Source organism: Citrifermentans bremense, assembly GCF_014218275.1.
In the GTDB taxonomy this organism is placed as follows: domain Bacteria; phylum Desulfobacterota; class Desulfuromonadia; order Geobacterales; family Geobacteraceae; genus Geomonas; species Geomonas pelophila.
The window spans coordinates 3,504,245-3,521,674 of sequence record NZ_AP023213.1; the positions used below are offsets into that span (position 1 = coordinate 3,504,245).

18 protein-coding genes and 1 tRNA gene are annotated in these 17,430 nt (G+C 56.8%); 10 read left to right on the plus strand and 9 right to left on the minus strand.

Features of this window, described 5'->3' with window-relative positions; genetic code table 11:
- The first annotated feature begins 6 nt into the window (after positions 1-6).
- Positions 7-1,572 carry a sensor histidine kinase gene (locus GEOBRER4_RS15385; protein ID WP_185243048.1) on the plus strand — a complete coding sequence of 522 codons (1,566 nt, stop codon included), beginning with the start codon at positions 7-9 and terminating at the stop codon, positions 1,570-1,572.
- Between the two features lie 40 nt (positions 1,573-1,612).
- Here GEOBRER4_RS15385 and GEOBRER4_RS15390 read toward each other — a convergent pair whose 3' ends face one another.
- A complete protein-coding gene (locus tag GEOBRER4_RS15390) occupies positions 1,613-1,789 on the minus strand; it encodes a hypothetical protein (protein ID WP_012529572.1) in 177 nt (58 codons plus the stop codon).
- A 227-nt stretch (positions 1,790-2,016) separates the two neighbouring features.
- On the opposite strand from GEOBRER4_RS15390, the gene GEOBRER4_RS15395 reads away from it, so the two are divergent.
- The gene (locus tag GEOBRER4_RS15395) at positions 2,017-2,289 is read left to right on the plus strand and encodes a hypothetical protein (RefSeq protein ID WP_185243049.1); all 273 of its coding nucleotides are present in this window, start codon (positions 2,017-2,019) and stop codon (positions 2,287-2,289) included.
- 2 nt (positions 2,290-2,291) lie between these two features.
- On the opposite strand, the gene GEOBRER4_RS15400 is transcribed toward GEOBRER4_RS15395, so the two are convergent.
- Positions 2,292-2,368, minus strand: a tRNA-Arg gene (locus tag GEOBRER4_RS15400).
- Positions 2,369-2,483: 115 nt separating this feature from the next.
- Here GEOBRER4_RS15400 and GEOBRER4_RS15405 point away from each other — a divergent pair.
- Genes GEOBRER4_RS15405 through GEOBRER4_RS15425 form a run of 5 tightly spaced genes read left to right on the plus strand, consistent with a single transcriptional unit; the run spans position 2,484 to position 6,615 of the window.
- Positions 2,484-2,855 (plus strand): hypothetical protein, encoded by a 372-nt coding sequence (locus GEOBRER4_RS15405; RefSeq protein ID WP_185243050.1) that lies wholly within the window; start codon positions 2,484-2,486, stop codon positions 2,853-2,855.
- 39 nt (positions 2,856-2,894) lie between these two features.
- The gene (gene gmd / locus GEOBRER4_RS15410) at positions 2,895-4,034 is read left to right on the plus strand and encodes a GDP-mannose 4,6-dehydratase (RefSeq protein WP_185243051.1); all 1,140 of its coding nucleotides are present in this window, start codon (positions 2,895-2,897) and stop codon (positions 4,032-4,034) included.
- A 22-nt stretch (positions 4,035-4,056) separates the two neighbouring features.
- Positions 4,057-5,031 (plus strand): GDP-L-fucose synthase family protein, encoded by a 975-nt coding sequence (locus GEOBRER4_RS15415; RefSeq protein WP_185243052.1) that lies wholly within the window; start codon positions 4,057-4,059, stop codon positions 5,029-5,031.
- Between the two features lie 22 nt (positions 5,032-5,053).
- Positions 5,054-6,406, plus strand: coding sequence for a phosphohexomutase domain-containing protein (locus GEOBRER4_RS15420; protein ID WP_185243053.1), 1,353 nt, complete (start codon positions 5,054-5,056; stop codon positions 6,404-6,406).
- A 44-nt stretch (positions 6,407-6,450) separates the two neighbouring features.
- A complete protein-coding gene (locus tag GEOBRER4_RS15425) occupies positions 6,451-6,615 on the plus strand; it encodes a hypothetical protein (protein ID WP_185243054.1) in 165 nt (54 codons plus the stop codon).
- Between the two features lie 47 nt (positions 6,616-6,662).
- Here the strand turns inward: GEOBRER4_RS15425 and GEOBRER4_RS15430 are convergent, their stop codons facing one another.
- Positions 6,663-7,397, minus strand: coding sequence for an OB-fold nucleic acid binding domain-containing protein (locus tag GEOBRER4_RS15430; protein WP_185243055.1), 735 nt, complete (start codon positions 7,395-7,397; stop codon positions 6,663-6,665).
- 453 nt (positions 7,398-7,850) lie between these two features.
- Between GEOBRER4_RS15430 and GEOBRER4_RS15435 the strand changes: the two genes are divergently transcribed.
- The 3 genes from GEOBRER4_RS15435 (at position 7,851) to GEOBRER4_RS15445 (ending at position 11,361) form a co-directional block, all read left to right on the plus strand.
- Entirely contained in the window at positions 7,851-9,098 is a 1,248-nt protein-coding gene (locus GEOBRER4_RS15435; protein WP_185243056.1) for an OmpA family protein, read from the plus strand.
- A gap of 730 nt (positions 9,099-9,828) precedes the next feature.
- Positions 9,829-10,779 (plus strand): cytochrome C, encoded by a 951-nt coding sequence (locus tag GEOBRER4_RS15440; RefSeq protein ID WP_226377805.1) that lies wholly within the window; start codon positions 9,829-9,831, stop codon positions 10,777-10,779.
- 126 nt (positions 10,780-10,905) lie between these two features.
- A complete protein-coding gene (locus GEOBRER4_RS15445; RefSeq protein ID WP_185243057.1) occupies positions 10,906-11,361 on the plus strand; it encodes a hypothetical protein in 456 nt (151 codons plus the stop codon).
- Positions 11,362-11,468: 107 nt separating this feature from the next.
- Here the strand turns inward: GEOBRER4_RS15445 and GEOBRER4_RS15450 are convergent, their stop codons facing one another.
- The 6 genes from GEOBRER4_RS15450 to GEOBRER4_RS15475 form a co-directional block, all read right to left on the minus strand.
- Positions 11,469-11,894: a tetratricopeptide repeat protein gene (locus GEOBRER4_RS15450; protein WP_185243058.1), complete on the minus strand. Its 426-nt coding sequence runs from the start codon at positions 11,892-11,894 to the stop codon at positions 11,469-11,471.
- A gap of 53 nt (positions 11,895-11,947) precedes the next feature.
- The gene (locus tag GEOBRER4_RS15455; RefSeq protein WP_185243059.1) at positions 11,948-12,262 is read right to left on the minus strand and encodes a hypothetical protein; all 315 of its coding nucleotides are present in this window, start codon (positions 12,260-12,262) and stop codon (positions 11,948-11,950) included.
- A 71-nt stretch (positions 12,263-12,333) separates the two neighbouring features.
- Entirely contained in the window at positions 12,334-13,152 is an 819-nt protein-coding gene (locus GEOBRER4_RS15460) for a tetratricopeptide repeat protein (protein WP_185243060.1), read from the minus strand.
- A 76-nt stretch (positions 13,153-13,228) separates the two neighbouring features.
- Positions 13,229-14,137, minus strand: a complete 909-nt coding sequence (locus GEOBRER4_RS15465; RefSeq protein WP_185243061.1) for an NHL repeat-containing protein — start codon at positions 14,135-14,137, stop codon at positions 13,229-13,231.
- A 5-nt stretch (positions 14,138-14,142) separates the two neighbouring features.
- The gene (locus GEOBRER4_RS15470; protein ID WP_185243062.1) at positions 14,143-15,423 is read right to left on the minus strand and encodes a cytochrome c3 family protein; all 1,281 of its coding nucleotides are present in this window, start codon (positions 15,421-15,423) and stop codon (positions 14,143-14,145) included.
- Between the two features lie 19 nt (positions 15,424-15,442).
- Positions 15,443-17,374: a cytochrome c3 family protein gene (locus tag GEOBRER4_RS15475; RefSeq protein ID WP_226377806.1), complete on the minus strand. Its 1,932-nt coding sequence runs from the start codon at positions 17,372-17,374 to the stop codon at positions 15,443-15,445.
- Positions 17,375-17,430: the final 56 nt, after the last annotated feature.

Sequence of the window (17,430 nt, forward strand, 5' to 3'; positions counted from 1 at the left end):
AAAGCCATGGCCGACAAAGAGCTGACTGCCAACCCCGGAGCGCGCAAGCAGCAAGAGCCCGAAAAACTGCAGGGCGACCTCCCCTTCCGCCTGATGGTGGAGCAGGTGAAGGAGTATGCAGTGGCGCTTCTGGATCCTCAGGGGAACATCACCTCCTGGAATGCCGGCGCCGAGCAGATCACCAGGTACCGGGAAAGCGAGGTGCTGGGCAAGCATTTCTCGCTGCTACACCCAAAGGAGGAACAGCGCTCCGAGGCTCCAGAAAGGGAGCTCGCCGTGGCGCACTCGCTGGGGAGCCTGGAGCTGCAGGGGTGGCGGCTGAAAAAAGACGCAAGCCGCTTCTGGGGCGCGGTGACGCTGAACCCTTTTTACGACCAGCAGGGAACGCTCGCCGGGTTCGCGCTCATCATTCACGACAACACCGAAAAACGCGCCTCGGAAGAGGCGCTTTTGAAAAGCCGCAACATGCTGGAGCGGCTCTTCGAGACGGCACCCGACGGCATCGTCGTCGCGGACGGCAACGGCGTCATCCGCAGGACGAACCAGCAGGCGGAGATCATCTTCGGCTACATGCGCGAGGAGATGCTGGGGCAGCGCATCGAGCTGTTGATCCCGGAGCGTTATCACAAGCGCCACCGCCAGCACCGTCGCAACTACTTCGCCGACCCACGCGCGCGCAAGATGGGAATCGGCCTGGAGCTCTACGGGCGCCACAAAGACGGGCACGAGATCCCGGTGGACATCATGCTGAACCCGATCGAGACCCCTGACGGGACCTGGGTCTTCGCCGTGATCCGGGACATCACCAGCCAAAAGCAGGGGGAGGCGAAGATACTGGAGCTGAACCTCGCCCTGAGAAACCAGCTCGAACAGCTGGGGGCCAGCAACCGCGAGCTGGAGTCGTTCAGCTACTCAGTCTCTCACGACCTGCGGGCGCCGCTGCGCCACATCATCGGCTTCGTCGACCTCTTGAACGCCAAGGCCGGGGACGCCCTGGACGAGAAGAGCCGCCACTACCTGCAGGTGATCGGCGAGGCCGCCAGCAAGATGGGATTGCTGATCGACGACCTGCTGGCCTTTTCGCGCATGGGTCGCAGCGAGATGATGAAGGGATGGGTCGACCTGGGGCTACTGGTGAGGGAGATCGTGAGCGAGTTGGAAGGGGACAACCGGGAGCGGGAGATCCAATGGGAGATCGCCCCGCTGCCTGTGGTGCTTGGGGATGCGGCAATGCTGCGCCAGGTGCTGATCAACCTCATCGGCAACGCGGTCAAGTTCACCCGCTCCCGTGACAAGGCGAAAATAGCCGTCGGCGCGCTCGACCGGGAGCAGGATACCGAGATCTTCGTCAAGGACAACGGGGTGGGGTTCGACGAGGCGTACGCGAGCAAGCTTTTCGGCCTGTTCCAGCGCCTGCATGCCAACGAGGAGTTCGAGGGGACCGGTGTCGGGCTGGCCATCGTGCAGCGGATCGTGCTGCGACACGGCGGGAGAGTCTGGGCGGAGGGGGCGGTTGATGGCGGTGCGACCTTCTGGTTCTCGCTGCCAAAGGGAGTGACCCAGCCCCCCTAGAAGGCGGCAGATTCCCTGCGGAACCTCCGGGGCCATGCTTTCAGAGTTTGTTCCGCAGGGTTTCCTTCAGCTCCAGGATGGCAAGCGTCTGCATGTACCCGCCGAGGAACTCGATGTTCTTGAAGGCAACACCCTCTCCGAAATAATCGTCTATCTCGTGGATCGCCTGTTTCATAAGCTTTTGCCCCGGAGTCAATTTCGCAAGATCAGGGTTCATCTTTCACTCCTAACAAGATTTTGGTTATGCTGCCACTCCTCTTCAAGCGCTTCCTAGCAAGGCCTCTCTGTCACAATTAGACAATTCTAAAGGCATGCTCGCGACTGTCAATCTGCAGTGCGCGAGTCACTGCCTCAGAAGGTATTTTGTCTTTGCCAATAGCGGTCATTTCGGGTTATTGTCTGCCCGATTGGCACCCAGAATCAAATCCCCCCCCGATGAGCCTGATGACAGCAATCGCCCGACGAAAACCCGCCTGGTCCAGTTTCTCCGCCACAGCAACAGCCCCGGCAAAACCAGAAGGAGGAGAGTGGATCTCCTATGAAGGCAAAAAGGGGAAATGGGTGGCCACGACCGACCCCGAATACCCCGTGGAACTGATCGACACGGTGGAGAACAGGCGCTGGCGCGCAGGCTACAGCGGCTCCAAAGGTGTCCTGTACATCATGAGCGGCAGCATCTGGTACGAAGGGAAAAAGGCCGAGCTGAAGAGGAAGTAACGTGGCACGCCCGGAGAGATTCGAACTCCCGACCGACAGGTTCGAAGCCTGCTGCTCTATCCAGCTGAGCTACGGGCGCACGCGCCGAAAACATACATCATTAAGGATTCCTTTGTAAAGCCAGAAAACGGTTGCCCGGACGAAGCCTAAGTTGCTATAGTGCCCGGCGATCGAAAGCAGTTGAGGGGGCGGCGATGTCGGATACCGAAAACCAGATGGGATTGTTCGAAACAGGAGAGGTCCTGCCGGAAAAGCCCCTTGACCCACCGACGCCCCAGGCGCCCCCGACGCACCCCGAAGCGCGCCCACTCCCCGCCGCAAAGACTGTTGAGCCCCCCGCAGCCGCCCGGAGCGAGAGAGCGGCACAAAAGCCGTCCCGGAAGAAAGAGCAGGCGAAGGGCGCGGCGAAGGGCGCCAAGGCCGTCTCCGGCCTGGTCCCGGAGGGTGACGTGCGCCTTACCGCCAACATCAGGCAGGACCTGCACCTGAAGCTCAAGATCGCCTCCGCATACCGCAGGACCACCATCGGTGAGATCATCGAGGAGCTGGTGGAGAAGTACGTCTAGCCGGCTTGGGCTGAATCAAACCAATCGAAAGGAATCAAAATGGCAAAAGTAGCTCTTATCACCGGTGTCACCGGGCAAGACGGCGCATACCTCGCTGAGTTCCTGCTCAAAAAGGGTTACATCGTGCACGGCATCAAGCGCCGCGCCTCGCTATTCAATACCGACCGGATCGACCACCTGTACCAGGACCCGCACATAGAGAACCGCGACTTCATCCTCCACTACGGCGACCTGACCGACTCCACCAACCTGATCCGGATCATCCAGCAGGTGCAGCCGGACGAGATCTACAACCTGGCCGCCATGTCGCACGTGGCCGTCTCCTTCGAGACCCCGGAGTACACGGCGAACGCCGACGGGCTCGGGACGCTGCGGATCCTGGAAGCGATGCGGATCCTCGGCATGGAGAAAAAGACCAAGTTCTACCAGGCTTCCACCAGCGAGCTTTACGGGCTGGTGCAGGAGGTGCCGCAGTCGGAAAAGACCCCCTTCTACCCCCGCTCCCCCTACGCGGTGGCGAAGCTCTACGCCTACTGGATCACGGTCAACTACCGCGAGGCCTTCGGCATGTACGCCTGCAACGGCATCCTCTTCAACCACGAGTCCCCGATTCGGGGGGAGACCTTCGTCACCAGGAAGATCACCCGCGCCATCGCCCGTATCTCGCTGGGGCTGCAGAACTGCCTCTACCTGGGGAACCTGAGCGCCCTGCGCGACTGGGGGCACGCCCGCGACTACGTGGAGATGCAGTGGCTCATGCTGCAGCAGGAAGAGCCCGAGGATTTCGTCATCGCCACCGGTAAGCAGTTCTCGGTGCGGCAGATGGTGGAAGAGGCGGCCAAGGGTGTCGGCATCGGCATGCGCTGGGAAGGCGAAGGCGTGGACGAGGTCGGCATCGTGGCGTCCATAGACAGCCACGGCACCAAGACCGAGGGGGGCGCCGCCGGGCACCCGCAGGTGGGGCAGACCATCGTGAAGGTCGATCCCCGCTACTTCAGGCCCACGGAAGTTGAGACCCTTTTGGGTGACCCGAGCAAGGCCCAGCAGAAGCTCGGGTGGGTCCCGAAGACGACCTTCCAGGAACTGGTTGCCGAGATGGTGCACTCGGACCTCGAGGAAGCGCGCCGCGACGAGCTCTGCAAGCATCACGGGTTCAGCACCTACAACTACCACGAGTAGAGCGAGGACAGTTGGTTCAGACATGAATAAAGACGCCAAGATATTTATCGCGGGCTCTAACGGGCTCGTCGGTTCCGCGCTGACGCGAAGCCTCAAAGCCGCCGGTTACCACAACCTGCTCACCCCGGGGAAAGACCGGCTCGACCTCACCGACCACCTCGCGGTCAAGGCCTTCTTCGAAAGCGAGAAGCCCGAGTACGCCATACTGGCCGCGGCCAAGGTCGGGGGTATCCACGCCAACAACACCTACCCCGCCGACTTCATCTACCAGAACCTGGCGATCCAGAACAACGTGATCCACGAGGCTTACCGAAACGGCGTGAAGCGCCTGCTCTTCCTCGGCTCCTCCTGCATCTACCCGAAGCACGCGCCGCAGCCGATGAAGGAGGAGCACCTCCTCACCGGACCGCTGGAGCCGACCAACGAGCCGTACGCCATCGCGAAGATCGCCGGCCTTAAGATGTGCGAGTCCTACAACCGCCAGTACGGCACCAAGTTCATCGCCGTGATGCCGACGAACCTGTACGGCCCGGGGGACAACTTCGACCTCGCCAACTCCCACGTGCTCCCCGCCCTGATCCGCAAGTTCCACGAGGCAACCCTGCAGCGGCAGCCTGAGGTCGTGATCTGGGGGACCGGCACGCCGCGCCGCGAGTTCCTTTACGTGGACGACATGGCCGAGGCCTGCGTCTACCTGATGAACCTCCCGGACGCCACCATCGCCGAAGAGCTCACCAACTACCCCAAGCCCTGCTTCGTCAACCTGGGCACCGGCATCGACGTCACCATCCGGGAACTGGCGGAAACCGTGCGCGACGTGGTCGGCTTCGAGGGGGCACTTGCCTTCGACGCCAGCAAGCCCGACGGCACCCCCAGAAAGCTGCAGGACGTATCCCGGATGAAGGCGCTGGGATGGGAGGCGAAGGTGGGCCTTAAGGACGGGATCGCCAGGTCTTACCAGTGGTTCCTGGAAAACCAGGGGAACATCCGCAAATAAAGGAAACGGGGAGAACTTTCCAGTGAGCAACCTGCACTGCTTCAAAGCCTACGACATCAGGGGGAGAGTCCCCGACGAGCTGAACGAGGATCTCGCCTACCGCATCGGCCGGGCCTACGCCGCCTTCCTCGCGCCCAAGAAGGTCATCGTCGGCCGCGACGTGCGCCTCTCCAGCGAACCGCTCTGCAGCGCGCTCGCCAAAGGGCTCACAGACAGCGGCGTCGACGTGTACGACATCGGCATCTGCGGCACCGAGCAGGTGTACTTCGCCACCTTCAGCGAGAAGATGGACGGCGGCATTATGGTGACCGCAAGCCACAACCCCATGGACTACAACGGCATGAAGCTCGTGCGCGAGGGGTCCCGCCCCATCAGCGGCGACAGCGGCCTGAACGCCATCCGCGAGCTGGCGGAGCAAAACCGCTTCGGGGAGGTTTCGGCCAAGGGGAGCGTGCAGCGGCTCGACATCGAGAAAAGCTACATCGACCACCTGCTGGGGTACCTCGACCCGGCTACGCTCAAGCCGTTCAAGATCGTGGTCAACGCCGGCAACGGCTGCGCCGGCAGGACCATCGACCTTCTTGAGTCCCGCCTCCCCTTCAGCTTCGTCAAGGTGCACCACGAGCCCGACGGCACCTTCCCCAACGGGATACCGAACCCGCTGCTGCCGGAGAACCGCTCCGCGACGGCCGAGGCGGTGCTCGCGCACGGAGCCGATCTCGGTCTTGCCTGGGACGGCGACTTCGACCGCTGCTTTCTCTTCGACGCCAGGGGGAACTTCATCGAGGGGTACTACATCGTCGGGCTTCTGGCTGCCGCCATGCTGCAGATGCATCCCGGCGCCCGGATCATCCACGACCCAAGGCTCACCTGGAACACCGTCGACGTGGTTACGGCTGCGGGGGGCGTACCGGTGATGAGCAAGACCGGGCACGCCTTCATCAAGGAGCGGATGAGGAGCGAGGACGCGGTGTACGGCGGCGAGATGAGCGCCCATCACTATTTCCGCGACTTCGCCTACTGCGACAGCGGCATGATCCCCTGGCTCCTGGTGCTGAACATCATGGGGAAGACCGGTAAATCGCTGACAGAACTCGTCGAGGAGAGGATGCGTCTCTTCCCCGCCAGCGGCGAGATCAACAGGAAGCTCGACGACCCAGCGGCGGCCATCGAACGGATCGGCAAGGCCTACCGGGAGGGCGCCTTGAGCATCGACGACACCGACGGCATGAGCATGGAGTTCGACAAGTGGCGCTTCAACCTGCGCTGCTCAAACACCGAGCCGGTGCTGCGGCTGAACGTGGAGTCGCGGGGCGATCAGGCGCTGATGGAGGAAAAGACCGGCGAGCTCCTCGCGCTCATCGACAAGGTGTGAGCCGCGATTTTGCCCTCTTAAGCAAGCGCTGCCGCAGGCAGAAAATGAAAAAGGCGCCGGAGTTCTCTCCGACGCCTTTTCTTTATTTTCCGGCGGACCAGCAGGAGGCCACGCTACATGATGTGGCAGGTGAGGCAGAGTCGGCTGTTGCGGTCGTCCTTGGCAAGGTGCCAGGTTATCAAGATGACCCGAACGACGAAGGGAAATAGCACTGGATTACTGAGGTTGCCAAGCTTCAGGCGTGCCGCGAGCCCCCCTATTTGGGTTTCACGCTGCCAAGTTCCAGAATCACCCTGTATTTATATCCAGACCCGAAATCTTTGTCCTTGGCTATGGTCCCAGATATGGTCACTACGTCCCCAACGCCTGGAAGGGCATTCGTGGTAACCACCAGATCGTTGTTTTTCTGCATTGCAGAACCGGTGCCGTCCTGTATGTGAAGCCAGTTCCGGCCCATAATCCGGGGAGTGACTTTCATCACCTTCCCAGAAACCGAGACCGTCTGTTTGTCAAGTTGGTCGATTTTGTCATAGATGTCGGCGATAGTGTGTGCGTCAGCACCTTTAGCCGCTTCAACAACGATCCCTTCCTTCGATTCCGGCACCTGTCCGCTGCTACCGGTCGACTTTTTGCTGAGCAACTCCGTCTGCGCCTCAGACAGGGGAGCACCGCAGAACATGATCAGATCAAAAGTCCGTTTCAAAGCCTTGCTTTCAAAGTCCATCATGGGAGTGCATCCCGTAAACCCAAGTTGCTGCCCCAACTTCACGTTGGCCATGGGAGGACAAGCTACCCATGCCTTTTTACCGTCTTTCTCTAGGTTGATATAGGTATAATCCCCTGCAGTCGTTGTCTCTACAACCTTGCCAGTCACCCCAGAGTTCACCGACATGGCGCCCCCCATGCCGCTCGGGGGAACATCGGAGCAGGCCCCAAACCCAGGAGCAGAAGTTACTAGGACTGCGGTCAACATGCTTATCATCTTTTTCATCACAACTCCTCGCTTTTGAAGTGGTGCCAACTACCCGGCATAATCGTTTTATCGCCAAACAAAATACCACTACTGGCCACACGGAAACAAGCAGATATGTGTGCGCGAAGAAAAACATCCTCCGTGACAGAATCATCCCGCGAAGTGGCATTTTCACAACCGTAGGCTAGAGAAGGGGGGCACTGCCTAATAAAATTGTGTGAATGCGGGAGTGAATCCTATCATTTCAGAAGATCTGCCTCTCCGCGGTTAGCGCCGCCCCAAAGTATTGGGAGGCTCATGCTATAGAAGAGGATAAGATCAGCTTCATACATCTTTTGACTCTTGCGGATAAATAAAGTATAGTTTCCCCCCACTTAAAGTCACTAGGCATTACAACAAATCGCAGCGCGGGATGCGAAATGCTGCATTCCCAGTACGAGCAGATTCCAATGCTATGAAAGGGTCGCAATAATGAACGCTATAACGCGCGTGCTCACTCCACCGGTACTGATTGCTTTACTGCTGATTCTACACACGCAATGCCTAGCAGCAGACAAATACGACAGTTTCACCACAACCCCTGTAGTGGGTATCTTCATGCCAGGCAGTTTCAATTCACTGAAGCCGGGTTTAATGACAGGGGTCAAGATTGACAAACAGCTGACAGACGCTTTTGGGATTGAGGGAGATTTCAGCATGGTAGGTGCCGACGCAAAATCGTCCGGCAGCACTACCCTCTACCTGGCCACCTTTCAGACTATTTATCCTTTTCTCGAACGCCCCAATCTCACTCCATTCTTGACGTTCGGTGCTGGCGGAGTCATAGCTGACAAAGGGTCATCGAGCCCTTTAGTAAATTTCGGTCTAGGAGCCAAGTACTTCATAAAAAAGGATGTCGCCGTCAGGTTTGATTTCCGAGATGTCGCCGCAAGCAGCCTGGGAAACAGTTTCGAACTGACTGCGGGGGTAAGTTTTGTCTTCGGCGGAGAAAAGAAGCAGCCCCGCCGCAGGCCGCGCCCACAGATTGCCGCAGCGACACCTATGACGAATCCGGCGTCCACCGCAGCCTCGACTAACCTGTCGACACCAACGGCTAAAGACCAGCCTGTTGTAACGCAAAGGAAAACCCCTAAACCAGTTCCCGCATCCCCCGCATCTACAACTGTTGCAACGACGCCGCAGAGTGTTGCCGTTTCAACGATCGCCACGCCCGGCATTGCCTCCTCTGCATCAAGCGTGCAGCCTTCCCCTGTGGCTGCAGAGAAGACGGCACAAGCGCCGCGAGAGAACGACAGCACCGAAACAACAGATCAGGCAAAACAAATAGTACCTGGCGCCGAAAAAAAACAAGCGTCAACACCTTCCGTGCCAGTTGCCGCCCCATTACTCCAAGCCACCTTCGAGTTCGACCTCAACAGCTACAAAATCAAGCCGAGCTTCACCGATGTGGGTAGAAAGATCGGCCTGTTCATGAAGCGCAACCCACAGATCATTGCACAGATCCATGGACACGCCGATATTACCGGCAGCGATGACCACAACCTCGCGCTTTCAGAGAAACGCGCAGTGCGAACAAAGCAGTACCTGATGAAGATGTACAACCTCTCTGCCGAGCGGTTCGAAATTCGCACCATGGGCAGTTCCGAACCGATCGCCGATAACACGACAGAGGTCGGCCGCAAAAAAAACCGCCGGGCCCTCGTCATCATTTTAAAGTAACCCTTCCCCCCACAATGCCTTTTCAGAGACAACCGTCCCCCTGTCTTCTCTGAAAATGCACCTCTTCCGCCGGGGCAGTAAACGACCTGCTGCCCCGGCGCCTATGCACTGTTCAAAACCTGCACCGCGCCAACACCTCGTAAACCATTAATAACATCGGCAACTTAGCTTCAAGAGAGCCAAGATCTGATCAGAGCTTTGTCTGCTTGAAGAACACCCGCAAAAGATAACCGTTTTCATAGTTCTCATGACCAGAGCATATTTTCATTTTAAATTCAATACGATACAATCTTGCCCCCCATTTTTAACGGTATGGCGTACAATTTGTAACAGGTGGTGAAAGCAAAAATGAGGGAGGAAAACCATCATGCTCACGACCTGCCTTAAGCGCACACCAGCCAGAATGTTTGCAATCCGTCTCGTGGTGATCGCAAGCATCTTACTCTGGGTCAACAATTCCCATGCAGCATACTTGGCCGGCAACGCCAAGCCCTTTCACAACGGCGGAACCGGAGAGTGCAATGGGTGCCATTCAACCGGCGCCGTCGAGAGTGGAGTACCCAGACGCGGAAACCTGTTAGGTAGCGATGCAAGTTCCACGTGCCTCCGGTGCCACCAGTCCACCGAAGGGTTCCAACACGATGAACCCTATCAAGTCGCTACCAGCGGTATCACGCTAGTCGAAGGGATCGCTCCAAGAAACCTCACTCCCGGCGGGGACTTCGGCTGGTTGAAAAAAAATTACCGATGGTCCGGTGAAGGCCGGGACAAAGAAGCCAGCCAGGGAGAGCGCCACGGTCACAACATCGTAGCCGCAGATTACGGCTATTCAGCGGACACCAGACTTTCGATAGCGCCGGGAGGCAACTTCCCTTCCAACTCGTTATCCTGCATCAGCTGCCACGACCCGCACGGCAACTACCGCAGGTCCGTCGACGGAACGATCAGCAATGCCGGCAAGCCCATCATCGCTTCAGGCTCCTACAACGACAGCCCTGATCCAGACGGACTCAGCACCGTCAGCGTCTACAGGATGCTGGCAGGCAAGGGGTATCAAGGCGCGCCCGGTGTCGAGTTCACAGCCGACCCGCCGGCTGCGGTGGCGCCATCGGCCTATAACAGGGAGGAATCCTCAACTGACACCCGGGTCGCCTATGGAAGCGGGGTGTCCGAATGGTGCAGCAACTGCCACGGCTCGATTCACGATGCCGGCACCGGCAGAGCCACCCAGCATCCTTCCGGGAAACAGGGCAAACTGAGCGCAGAGGTCACTTACAACTACAATGCCTACATTTCCTCAGGAAACCTGAACGGGTCCTCTGCGACCGCATACAACTCTTTAGCGCCTTTTGAAATGGGAACAGACGAGTACTCTGTGCTCAAGGCGACGGCCAACAGCAACGGTTCCAACAAAAGCGGTGCTACGATGGACTCCAACGTCATGTGCCTGTCCTGCCACCGTGCCCATGCCTCGGGTTGGGACAGCAGCATGAGGTGGAATGTCAATACGACCTTTATCGTGTACGACGGAAGGTATCCAGGCACAGATAACGGGGCACCTGCAGCCATAGCGCAGGGACGTACCTCTGCCGAAGTGAAGATGGCGATGTATGGCAAAAAAGCATCTGATTTCGCCGTTTATCAGAGAAGCCTTTGCAATAAGTGTCACGCCAAAGACTGATTCGCTGCGGGCGCCAAGGCTATTTTCTGAACACATCGATGGTAGTAAAAGCTGTTAAAATCCGATCTAGAGTGTTATAAATAGCGGCGGTTATACCAATTCCAATCAATCAAGGAACCAATTGCAATGACTAGATCAACCACAGCTTTACTGGCCTTCGCACTGCTTTTACTGTCCATCAACTGCCATGCCGCTACCATTCCCAACGGGTATGAGGACATCAGATGGGGCACCATGTTTCACAAAATCGTGGAAGCCTACCCCAAGGGTAAAATGGCCGAGTACAACAAGCAGATGGTGTACACCCAGGAGAAACCGGATGAAACCATAGCTTCTCGCATGTTTGTCTTCAAAGATGGTTTAATGGTGAGCGTCGCTGTCACATTTGAAGGTAAATATGTATCCAAAACGGGCGTGGAGAAACTAAAGCAAATGTTCATCCAGCAGTACGGCAAAGGGAAGGCCGGCAAGCAGGGTACGCATATGTCGACCTACGTTTGGAAAGGAAAGCAGTCAAAGGTGTCGTTCCTTTATGTCCCCAATCATCCTGAGATGACCGTGCTCCAGTTTGAAAAGATGTAGTTGCGGCAGGTTATGCGGCAGGTTTTAGTGGCAAAAAAGCCTCCTCAAAGGCGTTATCTTTGGGAGGCTTTTCTTATGTCGTCGATATTCACCGCTGCTTAATTGCTCTAGTCAGTTCCCTTTGTGAGCCTTTTCAAGGCGTCTTTGGCAGGGGCGAAGCCCTTGAAAGAAGCTTTTTTAAACCACTTTATCGCCTCGCTCTCGTCCTTGTCGACCCCGTAACCATTGGCATACATCACACCAAGCCGGTACATGGCCTTGGCAGAACCCTTCTCGGCCGCTTTCATATACCATTCACTAGCTTTCACACCATCTTCAGGGACGCCTTCGCCGTGCTCATACATATAGGCGACCATGTAAAGCGAGCCCTGGTCATCGTCGAACATGAACTCTTTCATGGCGTTCTGATAGTCCTTCATCAGATACAATTCACGCCCTTTGCTGTAGTCGGCTCTCAGCGGCGACGTCAAAAAGCAAACACCGGCAATAACGGCAGTAGAGAGGATGTACCTTTTAAAGATTCTTCTTTTCATCAAGTTCTCCTTGGTGCCTTGGTGATACCTTTACTTCGTCCATAAAGTAGTCGTTACTCCTTCACGAACTTGTCGTCCTCGATGACGAGTACTTTCTTGCCTTCGAATCTGGCGAGCACCTCTTTTCCTATAGGGGGCTGAATGCTCAACTGGACGGAATCATCATCGCGTACCGCCCAGATAAACTGGATGTTGTGCGGAAGATTCACACCAGCGGGAGGGTTCATGACCCCGGTCTTGTTTTCATTGAACTGAAAGCTGCCGCTTTTGCCAACCCATTTGCCAAGAAGCCTGCTTTCGGGTTTGCTGCACGATATGATGGCGGCCAGGGAAACAAACACCAGAATTCCCACAACAAATCTTTTCACACCCTACCTCCTGACCTACTGAATTCCCTGAATTTTACACATGTTTTTTCAGCTTTTGAGGGTACCTTCTCCTACTTCCCGAGCAACTGAAGTTCAGATGCGGCATTATGGTTCCCTTGCGCCGCTGCCTTGCGAAGCCATGCCACAGCCTCGTCAGCGTTGCGTGCGACACCTTTACCATGCAGGTAGCACTTTGAAATCTGATACTGCGCATCGGCGTGCCCAGCCTTGGCCGCCAGCAGCAAAAACCTGGCGCCCTCTACCACGTCCGGATCGATGCCGTCACCTTCAGAAAGCATCAGGCCGTAGTAGTACTGCGCCTGAGCATCGCCCTGCCGGGCAGCCTTGCTAAACCAGAGGGCTGCTTCGCGCTTGTCCACCCCAAGATCCTGACCAAAGTAGTAGACCAGACCCAGATTCACCTGGGCTCGCACTATGCCGCGCTCGGCGTCACGTCGATACCATTTGGTCTCCATGTCTTCTTTGAGGGCGTACAAGCGCTCAAGTTCGTCCAGCGCCTCCTGATTGCCCTGCGCACCCGCTTTGCGGTACCACTTAACGGCCTCGGCGGGATTCTCCTCCACGCCGTCGCCGGTTCTATACATCTGCCCGAGGTTCACTTGAGCATCCTCATTGCCGAGAACGGCCGCCTTCAAGAGCCAGTGCACCGCTTCGGCTTTGTCCTGCCGGACACCATCTCCTCTGTAATACATCAACCCTATGTTATTGAGGGCCTGCGCCCCGCCATCCGCCCTGTAGAGTTGCAAGGCCGTTTCATAGTCTCCGTCGTTCAGGGCTTTTTCGGCCAGTTCCAGATTGCCGGCCGCAATTGCAAGGGAACAGATTAGAGAAGATGCCAACAGAACAAAACCGGGCAGAGATTTCTTCATCGTCGCTTTCCTCAGCCATGCAATAGTCCGGGTGGCAGGTCACCCGGTGGTATGGAGGTGACGCTCTCCCAAGGCGCTACTTGGCGCTCTCGAAAACCTGAACCCGGGAGTTCCCACGGTCGGCTATGAAGACATTCCCGTTTTTGTCGAAGCAAATCTGGGTGGGGTAATACAGTTGGCCGGCTTTCCAGCCCAAACCCAACTGGCGCCCCTGAAAGCTGCCATCCGGGCCTATGGTCACGACTGCACCTCCATCCTGATCCAGCAGGTACAGTTCCCCACCCCGGCTCGCGGTGGTCACGAAACCAGCGAAATTCAGGTACTCATGCAGGTCCTTAGTGAGCGGCGTGAACTGCGTCGCGTCTTTTTTCGCCACGTACAGCCTGGAGCCAACCGAATCGAGCAAAATCACATCAGCGCCAGGGGTCACGGCAAGATCCGTTATAAAACCAAATCCGGCAGGGAAAGGTATCTGGCCAAGAAGTTTACCGTCCATGGCCACATGCAAAACGCGCTCGCCGCCTATGTCAAGAAGGTAGACACTGTTAGCGCCGTCCACCTTGAAGCTCTTGATGACGTACTTATCCGGGTTAGTCACGCCATAGGGGGTTACGAAACCGGCGAAACTGCCATCAGGGTTGAGGTGTGCAAGCTTCTGCTGCTTGCCGTCAAGGACAAAGATGTCGTTCTTTGCACCGAACTGCACTTTAACGGGAACCTGCACCTGGGGGAGTTTAATCTCCTGCCCCCCCTTGAGGGTCCTGTCCTGAAAGGTGTAACGCAGAAGGCGTCCGTTGCCGGTGTCGGCGACCACTACTTCCGACTGGTCGTTGCAGGCGATACCCTCGGGGCTCTTGATGAGCCCCTCCTTGTCATCGGCGCTGATGGTGGTAAGGAACCGGAGCTTAAGTGACCCAGCGGCAAAAGACTGGACCGGCACCAGCAGGACCAGAAGCAGAAGGTTGGCGTATATCAAGGCTCGCATGTCAATTACCTCCGGAATTTTTCGTGGCACTGGACGCACAGTTCACTTACCGTATTGAACGGCATCAGGCCTTTGTACTCGGTTCCATGAGAACGGTGGCAACTCAAACAGTTAAGCGTTGCATTCTTGTTTCTGGGATCCTTGTACTTATCGCCGATGGGGTGCGTAGAGTGCTTCATCCAGTCGTGGCAGGTGGCGCACACGTCTATGACTGAGCCCTGCTTTACGAGCAACTGGTAGTTCGAGGAATGCGGATCGTGGCAGGCAGTACAGTTTCCAGAAGCCACCGGCTCATGCTTGGTCACTGACTTGTTCTGTCGCTGAATAGTGTCAGCATGGCACTTGCCGCAAACAATCAACATCGGCTCCTTCAGTAACCCCTTTTCCTTACCCGCATGCGGGTTATGACAGGTCAGGCATCCTTTCTTGCTGAACAGCGGTGAGTGGACCTTGTTCTTGCCGAAGGCCGAGTTGTACATGTCATTGTGACAACCCTTGCAGAGTTCGCCGCCCTGACGTTTGGTCTTCAGGGCGTTGGGCGATGCGGCGTCTTCATGGCACTGGTTGCACATCTTGCTTGCCACCGGCTTGTGCACGTTGTTGTACAGGATCCCCTGCACGCTAGAGCCGTGAGGATCGTGACAGGAGGTGCAATGTGTGTTCGCCATGGGGTAGTTCATGTGACGCTTGATGAACATAGGCTTGTCTGTTTTGTGGCAACCGCTGCACAGCGCACTTACTTTGTCCTTCAGGAGAAAATCCTCCTTGACCGACATGTGCGGGTCATGGCAGATGGTGCAGTCCTTCGTCACAGGCGCGTGTTGGAACTTCGCCTTCGCGATGGCGTTTTTCAATGCCTTGTGGCACTCAAGGCACAACTCGTTCCCCCCCTTGAGCAGGTTGTTCTTGATGGCGGAAGAATGCGGGTCGTGACACTTCATGCAGTTGCCTTCAACGACGACCTTATGGTTGCTTATCGCGTTCGCAGACAACAGGTCTTTATGGCAGGACGAGCATATCTTGGAACTGTCGGCAGACAATAGCTTCTTGAAATTCGAGCTGTGCGGGTTGTGGCACCCGGTGCAGTCCCCTTTCTTCACCGGGGTGTGCACATAGGTCTTCTTCAGCTTCTCCTCGAAGGTCGTATGGCAATCCTGGCAGAGTTTACCGAAGGCCCCCGGTTTAAGCCGGAATTTCGCGGTGTTATCTTGAGCGTTGGCTATGAGGCCGACCATGAGAGAGCCGATAACACCAAACAGGATCAATACCTTGTGTCTATTTATCATTGTAAAGCTCCTCAAATGACTATTGTTTTAGGTGGCAGTCATCGCACGTTCTGCCGGCAAACGGAGGATGCACGACATCTTTGAAAAACTTGGGATCGTTCGAAGCGTGCGGGCTATGGCAGCTGATGCAATCCATGTCGGCTGCCTTGATGCCTATATGAGCTTTGACGAAAGAAGGTTTTTCGACTTCATGGCATTCTGCGCACATCGTCTGCAACGGCTCGACCAGAAGAGACTTCTGCTTGGAGAGATGCGGCAGGTGGCAGGTCGAGCAATCTTTCTGCGCGGGGGGGTGGGGCCTTTGCCGGGCGATCTTCTCCTTGATGTCCTTGTGGCAGTTGACGCAGAGGTCGGGGCTCTGCGCAAGAAGGAGCTTGTTGAGTTTCGCCTTGTGCGGGCTGTGGCACTTGGTGCAGTCCCCCTTGGTGAAGGGAGCATGGCTGCTCTTGGCGTCCTTGGCGTTCTTGTTCAGGTCGCTGTGGCAGGTGACGCACAGTTCGCTTTGGTTGCTGGTGATCATCCCCTGGATGTTGCTGGCATGGGGATCATGGCAGCCAAGGCAGTCCCCGTCGGTGAAGGGCTGGTGATTAACCCCTTGGCTTACAGGCTTCATGAACTCCGCGTGGCACGACGTGCACAACTGCGCCCCGTCAGCCTTTAGGAGCTTCTTCAGGTCCGACGAGTGCGGCTTATGACAGGCAGCACAGTTGGAATCCTGGACCGGCTTGTGAGTGTAGTTCTTCTTGAACCTTGTCTCCGCGTCGCTGTGGCAATTGAAGCAGACAGTATCCATGCGGTCTTTCATCATGCCGGGGAAGTTGGAGCCATGCGCATCGTGGCAACTGCTGCACTCCCCGCCTGAGAACGGCTCGTGCAGGCCCTTACCTTTCAGCGCCTCTTTGGTCTTCGCATGGCAGGAGTAGCACAGGTCGGCGCCCTCGGCGACGAGAAGCTTCTTCTTGGCCGCAGCGTGCGGTTTGTGGCAGGACAGGCACCCCTTGCCATCGATCACAGCCTTGTGCTTGAAAAGGTGCGATGCCGTTTCCGACGCATGACAGACCTTGCAGAGATCGTTGCCCTCCTGCACCAACAGCTTTGTCTGTTCGGAAGCATGCGGATTGTGGCACAACAGACAGTCACCTTCCTTGAACGGCATATGCTCGACGGTGCCGCCCCCTTTGAGGGTGGCGCTTTCATGGCACTGGGCGCACAGTTCTCCCTTCTTCAGAGAAACAGCAAAGGGATTGGCCGAATTGGGCGGGTTGTGACAACCGTCGCAACCGGCGGAGGCAACAGGGTTGTGCACGCTGCCTTTGAGCAGCTTTGGTTGATCGGAGGAGTGAGGGTTGTGGCATACAGTGCAGTTTTTCTGGTCGACCGGGTAGCCGCCGTGCGACTTCTTGAAGGAGGCGCTCCCCTTGTCGTGGCAGTTCAGGCAAAGTTTCGGCACCTCGGACGAGAGCAGGTTGTTGTAATCCGAGCTGTGAGCCAGATGACAGGCACTGCAGCCTTTGTCGGTGAGCACTTTGTGCACGACCTTCTTTTCGAACGCTGATTTCTTATGGCACTGGAAGCAGGCTTCCTTCCCGGCAGACTTCATGAAATAACGGGAATCAGAGCCATGGGGGTTGTGACAGGTCGTACATTTACCCTTAACAATGGGGGTATGCACCTTGGGCTTGGTCAAACCTATCTTGTTGGCGGGATGGCAGTTCAAGCAGAGTTGGTTGCCATCGTGCTTGAGAAGCAGTTTCGGGATAATGCCGTGACGCAGGTGGCAGTCCTCGCACTTCTTGTCGTGCACCATCGGGTGCACATACTTGACGGAGGAAAATTTGTCGTCGAATTTTTTGTGACAGTCCGAACAATCCTTACGGACAAATGCCTTTGCGGCGAGGGCGGTCCTGCTACCGGTGAGCGAAACCATCACCGCCAGCAGCACCGTCAGCATAAAAACCAAAAATCTCCTGCCGTTACGCATATCGTGCATTTTCATACCGTCCCCTT

Coding starts and splice junctions, on each gene's coding strand:
- GEOBRER4_RS15435 (WP_185243056.1), top strand. CDS start 7,851: ATGAACGCTATAACGCGCGTGCTCACTCCACCGGTACTGATTGCTTTA.
- GEOBRER4_RS15390 (WP_012529572.1), bottom strand. CDS start 1,789: ATGAACCCTGATCTTGCGAAATTGACTCCGGGGCAAAAGCTTATGAAA.
- GEOBRER4_RS15430 (WP_185243055.1), bottom strand. CDS start 7,397: ATGAAAAAGATGATAAGCATGTTGACCGCAGTCCTAGTAACTTCTGCT.
- GEOBRER4_RS15460 (WP_185243060.1), bottom strand. CDS start 13,152: ATGAAGAAATCTCTGCCCGGTTTTGTTCTGTTGGCATCTTCTCTAATC.
- GEOBRER4_RS15475 (WP_226377806.1), bottom strand. CDS start 17,374: ATGCTGACGGTGCTGCTGGCGGTGATGGTTTCGCTCACCGGTAGCAGG.
- GEOBRER4_RS15395 (WP_185243049.1), top strand. CDS start 2,017: ATGACAGCAATCGCCCGACGAAAACCCGCCTGGTCCAGTTTCTCCGCC.
- GEOBRER4_RS15415 (WP_185243052.1), top strand. CDS start 4,057: ATGAATAAAGACGCCAAGATATTTATCGCGGGCTCTAACGGGCTCGTC.
- GEOBRER4_RS15445 (WP_185243057.1), top strand. CDS start 10,906: ATGACTAGATCAACCACAGCTTTACTGGCCTTCGCACTGCTTTTACTG.
- GEOBRER4_RS15425 (WP_185243054.1), top strand. CDS start 6,451: ATGAAAAAGGCGCCGGAGTTCTCTCCGACGCCTTTTCTTTATTTTCCG.
- GEOBRER4_RS15385 (WP_185243048.1), top strand. CDS start 7: ATGGCCGACAAAGAGCTGACTGCCAACCCCGGAGCGCGCAAGCAGCAA.
- GEOBRER4_RS15470 (WP_185243062.1), bottom strand. CDS start 15,423: ATGATAAATAGACACAAGGTATTGATCCTGTTTGGTGTTATCGGCTCT.
- gmd (WP_185243051.1), top strand. CDS start 2,895: ATGGCAAAAGTAGCTCTTATCACCGGTGTCACCGGGCAAGACGGCGCA.
- GEOBRER4_RS15405 (WP_185243050.1), top strand. CDS start 2,484: ATGTCGGATACCGAAAACCAGATGGGATTGTTCGAAACAGGAGAGGTC.
- GEOBRER4_RS15450 (WP_185243058.1), bottom strand. CDS start 11,894: ATGAAAAGAAGAATCTTTAAAAGGTACATCCTCTCTACTGCCGTTATT.
- GEOBRER4_RS15465 (WP_185243061.1), bottom strand. CDS start 14,137: ATGCGAGCCTTGATATACGCCAACCTTCTGCTTCTGGTCCTGCTGGTG.